4 protein-coding genes and 1 pseudogene are annotated in these 4,192 nt (G+C 61.1%); all 5 read right to left on the bottom strand.

Going from position 1 to position 4,192, the window contains the following annotated elements; translation table 11 throughout:
* Positions 1-41: 41 nt before the first annotated feature.
* A complete protein-coding gene (locus KBF66_RS18925; protein ID WP_296661221.1) occupies positions 42-1,214 on the bottom strand; it encodes a DUF1513 domain-containing protein in 1,173 nt (390 codons plus the stop codon).
* Between the two features lie 117 nt (positions 1,215-1,331).
* Positions 1,332-2,219, bottom strand: coding sequence for a GAF domain-containing protein (locus KBF66_RS18920; protein ID WP_296661219.1), 888 nt, complete (start codon positions 2,217-2,219; stop codon positions 1,332-1,334).
* 18 nt (positions 2,220-2,237) lie between these two features.
* Positions 2,238-3,074 (bottom strand): ABC transporter ATP-binding protein, encoded by an 837-nt coding sequence (locus tag KBF66_RS18915; protein WP_296661217.1) that lies wholly within the window; start codon positions 3,072-3,074, stop codon positions 2,238-2,240.
* Positions 3,071-4,003: a nitrate ABC transporter permease gene (gene ntrB / locus KBF66_RS18910; RefSeq protein ID WP_296661215.1), complete on the bottom strand. Its 933-nt coding sequence runs from the start codon at positions 4,001-4,003 to the stop codon at positions 3,071-3,073. Before ntrB ends, KBF66_RS18915 begins: the two co-directional genes overlap by 4 nt.
* Positions 4,004-4,012: 9 nt before the next feature.
* A pseudogene (locus KBF66_RS18905) lies at positions 4,013-4,192 on the bottom strand (nitrate ABC transporter substrate-binding protein); the annotation flags it as partial.

Genomic DNA, 4,192 nt, shown 5'->3' with positions numbered 1-4,192 from the left:
GAAACACGCTGCCCAATTTGTAGCGTTTACTCAGGATTGGGTCACGCCAACACAACCCAATGGTTGTCCGGTGACATGTCTTGCGGCCAGGCCAGCATGGCCGCGGGCACACTGGGGTGCCAGCGCGAAACCCCGCGGGCCGATCCGATCAACACACCACTTGCACCCACTTTGCCCTGCCACGCGGCCAGTGCACACAGCTCACGCAATTCAGCAATGGTGTGCAACTGGCCCGGGTCATCCGGATGCCACAACAAACCACGGTTGACCTTTTGACCACTCACAATGAAACCACCGCCCGGGCCGGGCGCAATGTCCCCGGCGTAGCCGCCAGCCATGGCAGAGCGAGAGGGCAATTGCAGACTTTTGCCATTCCAGAGCGCAAGCGTCGGCGCCTCGTTGCGGGCCTGCGCATCGTCATGCTCGGCCTGCAGACCAATGCCCAGCAAACGCTGCGCGCTGCTTTCGCCACCCAGGCTCCAGGCCACATGGCGCATGCTCAAACGGGGGTCCGGCAGGCGCCATTGCCCCAGCAGCTCACCCGACTTGCCGTCCAGTCGCACCAGGGACGATGCCATGCGATGCAACTCGCGTTTGCTGCCATCGGCATTTCGGGGAATACCACCGTTGACCAGCACCAGCGCACCACTGTCGTCCAGCAGGCATTGATGCGGGTCGATGCCATGGCTGGACCATTGGGCCACCTTGCGCAGGGTGCTGTGGTCGCGCACGCTGACCCAACCCTGGCCAGTACTGGGGTCGGTTTCGGGGGTGTAGAGCCATTGCCCGTCTGCACTGGGGCTGATGTGGCCGTCCAGCGTGCGCTGCGGAGACTCCTCGTCCAGCGCATGGTGCACCGCCACCTGGCCTTGTGCATCGATGCGCATCAAAAAGCGGCCCGGGCGGCTGGCCACGGCCAGAAAACCCCCGCCGGGTTCAGCCAGCAAGCCGTGCACGCGTTCTGGCAGCAGCACCTGCGCCGCAATGCGCACCTGACGCTGTGGCCAATCGAGCTCCAGAATGCCGGTAAAGTCGCGCCCGGCATGGGCCAGCCCGGACCCGGGTGCGGTGCGCCAGGCGGCGGCCAGGCGATCTGAAGCCGCTGCGGGCGCAGCCGGATCAGGCAAGCCCTGCTGGGCCAGGGCAGCGAAAGGCACAAAGAGTGAGCCCAGCAACAAGGGACTTGATTTGAGGAGTTGGCGGCGATGCATCATGTTGAATTCAGGAAGCGCAATGGACAATCATTGCTGGCTCTGAATTCTATCAAATGAGAGTCATTCGCATTTAAGTGCTGCGGTGGGTGCTGCACACCGTGAACTCACCCCGTGTGGTCAAAGTGTCAAGGCCAGCACCGCAGTGACCCTGCCCTGCATGGCCACGGGCATCAGCAGCGTGTCTCGCTCAATGGCAGGTGTGCCGGTGGCAAACACCTGGCCCGCCGGGCTGTCAAACACTACGGGGGCAACGGGAGCATACGCCGCGACCTGCGCGCTGGTACCGGCAAAGCCAAAGCTGTGCCGCAATTGAGTGCGCTGGGCATCGGGCTCAAATACATCCACGCGGCGCGCAATCGGCGTGCCCAATGCACTCAGGAAGGCCATGACATAGTGGTCGCCATTGAGCGCGGCGCAAGGAATGGCAAAACCCTGGTTGATGCCCACTTTGACGGCGCTTTCGGCACGCAAAAAGCCCGAGCCCCGCCCCAGATCCTCCAGAAACACGGGCGCCTGACGCTCCCAGGTGCGCCCGGGCAGGCCAGTACCTCGCCGAAAGCTGGTGCTGCGCGAAATGAATTCAAAGGTGTCGCCGGTGGTGCCGTAGTAGCCGTCCACCAGTGTCATGTCGGTGGACTCTTCGGGCTGGTTGCGCCACAGTTCAATGGCACCGGCGTGGTCTTCGTCGTCGCCACAAAAAAGAACTGTCACAGCACGCAATTGGTCAGCTACAAAAATGGGCAGGGCAATCGCGCACGTCAGGCCTTCGGCCCGGGCCACGGCGGCGCGCCGGAAATAGGAGCCGTCCAGCGCCTTGAGCATGATCGGGCGACCGCTTTCCCAGGCGTGACCCGGCAGGCCCTCGCCCCGACCAAAACACAGCGGGCGTGTGGCCGCCTCAAAGCGCCGCGAGATGCCAAACAGCCCACCGCCACACTCCAGCAGACTGCCGTCTGCGCTGGGTACCCAGTACTCCACCGCACGGATGAATGTTTTCTTGCTCATGGTTTGCTCTGCTGGGTGTCAGGCCGCTTTTTCCACATGGCTTTGCCGTGTGTAGAGGAAGTCGATGACCGCCTTGCGGTATTGCACGTAGTGGCGGTCTTCGGCCAGTTCCACACGTTTGCGCGGGCGCTCAAGCTTGACACTGAGCACCTCCCCAATGGTGGCACTGGGCCCATTGGTCATCATCACGATCTTGTCGGACAGCAGCACCGCCTCGTCCACATCGTGCGTCACCATCACCACGGTGGCCTGGGTCTTGGCAACAATCTCCAGCAATTCGTCCTGCAGCTTGGCACGGGTCAGCGCATCCAGGGCACCGAAGGGCTCATCCATCAGCAGCACCTTGGGCTCCATGGCCAGGGCGCGTGCAATGCCCACGCGCTGCTTCATGCCGCCCGAGATTTCGCCGGGGCGTTTTTGGGCGGCAGGGGTCAGGCCCACCAGGGCCAGGGCAGCGTCGGTGCGGGCCATGAGCTGGGCCCTGTTTTCGGATGGCGCCCCGGTAGAACGGTTGGCCGCACCAAAAACGCGCTCCACACCCAGGTACACATTTTCAAAACAGGTGAGCCAGGGCAAGAGTGAGTGGTTCTGGAACACCACCGCGCGGTCAGGACCGGGCCCGGCGATTTCGCGGTTGGCACACAACAGGTGGCCCTGGGTAGGCAGGGTCAGCCCGGCAATCAGGTTCAGCAACGTGGATTTACCGCAGCCCGAGTGCCCGATCAAGGCCACAAACTCGCCCTTGGCCACCGTCAGGTTAATGTCCTTGAGGGCGCAAAACGGGCCTTTTTTGGTTCTGAAAACTTGCTCAACACCACTGATGTCGATGAACTTGGTGGTTTGGTTTTCGTTCATGACTTCACCTCTTCAAAAGTAAAAGCGGTCGCGATCTTGATCAGCGCATATTCAAGAATCAGGCCAACAATGCCAATCACGAAGATGGCGATGATGATGTTCTTGACGTTCAGGTTGTTCCACTCGTCCCAGACCCAGAAGCCGATACCCACGCCGCCGGTCAACATTTCGGCCGCCACAATCACCAGCCAGGCCGTCCCTACCGCCAGGCGCACGCCGGTCAGCATGTAGGGCAGCACCGAGGGGAACAAAATCTTGGTGACAATCTTCCATTCGCTCAGGTTCAACACGCGGGCCACGTTCATGTAGTCTTGCGGCACACGTTGCACACCCACGGCGGTGTTGATGATCATGGGCCAGATGCTGCAGATAAAGATAGTCCAGATGGCAGCCGGGTTGGCACCCTTGAACACCAGCAGACCAATCGGCAACCAGGCCAGGGGCGACACCGGGCGCAGCAGGCTGATCAGCGGGTTGAACATGCGGCTCAAAAACTCAAACCGGCCAATCGCAAACCCGGCGGGAATCCCGACCAGCGCCGCCAGACCAAAACCCACGGCCACCCGCTCCAGGCTCATCAGGATGTTCCAGCCCACGCCCTGGTCGTTGGGACCCTTGCGGTAAAACGGGTCAGAAAAAATCACCACCGCCTGTTTGAAGGTGTCAATGGGTGAGGGAATGCTGCTGGCCGTGGTGATGCTGACCAATGCCCAGACCCCGACCAACAGGCCCAGACCCATCAAGGGCGGCAGCACCGACAACCACAGGCCGCGCCAGTCGTAGGTTGCTTTCTGCATATCTTTTGAGGTTGTAGCCCTCGTTGAATCTACACTTGATGCTATATTTTGCATAGTTTTCTGAGGGATAGAACGTGAACCGGACCCGGTGTCCGACGCTTCCAGTGGTGAATGAAAAACGGCGCTGACCATGGTGTTTCCTTAAGCGTGGACTTTGAAGCCGTCGGCATATTTCTTGGGGTCTTTGCCGTCCCACACCACGCCGTCCATCAGTTTGCTGGTGCGCATCACATCCTTCGGGATCGGTGTCTGGGTGGCGCTGGCGGCCTGTTTGTAGATGTCGATCTGGTTGATCTGTTTGACCACAGCCAGGTAGTCAGG

Source organism: Rhodoferax sp. (assembly GCF_018063565.1).
In the GTDB taxonomy this organism is placed as follows: domain Bacteria; phylum Pseudomonadota; class Gammaproteobacteria; order Burkholderiales; family Burkholderiaceae_C; genus Rhodoferax.
Note: the sequence above shows the minus strand (reverse complement) of the source record. Positions and strands in the feature narration are given on the sequence as shown.

Bases quoted from the DNA above. Each gene is read 5' to 3' on its own strand.
- ntrB (WP_296661215.1), bottom strand. From the start codon at position 4,003: ATGGTCAGCGCCGTTTTTCATTCACCACTGGAAGCGTCGGACACCGGG.
- KBF66_RS18920 (WP_296661219.1), bottom strand. From the start codon at position 2,219: ATGAGCAAGAAAACATTCATCCGTGCGGTGGAGTACTGGGTACCCAGC.
- KBF66_RS18915 (WP_296661217.1), bottom strand. From the start codon at position 3,074: ATGAACGAAAACCAAACCACCAAGTTCATCGACATCAGTGGTGTTGAG.
- KBF66_RS18925 (WP_296661221.1), bottom strand. From the start codon at position 1,214: ATGATGCATCGCCGCCAACTCCTCAAATCAAGTCCCTTGTTGCTGGGC.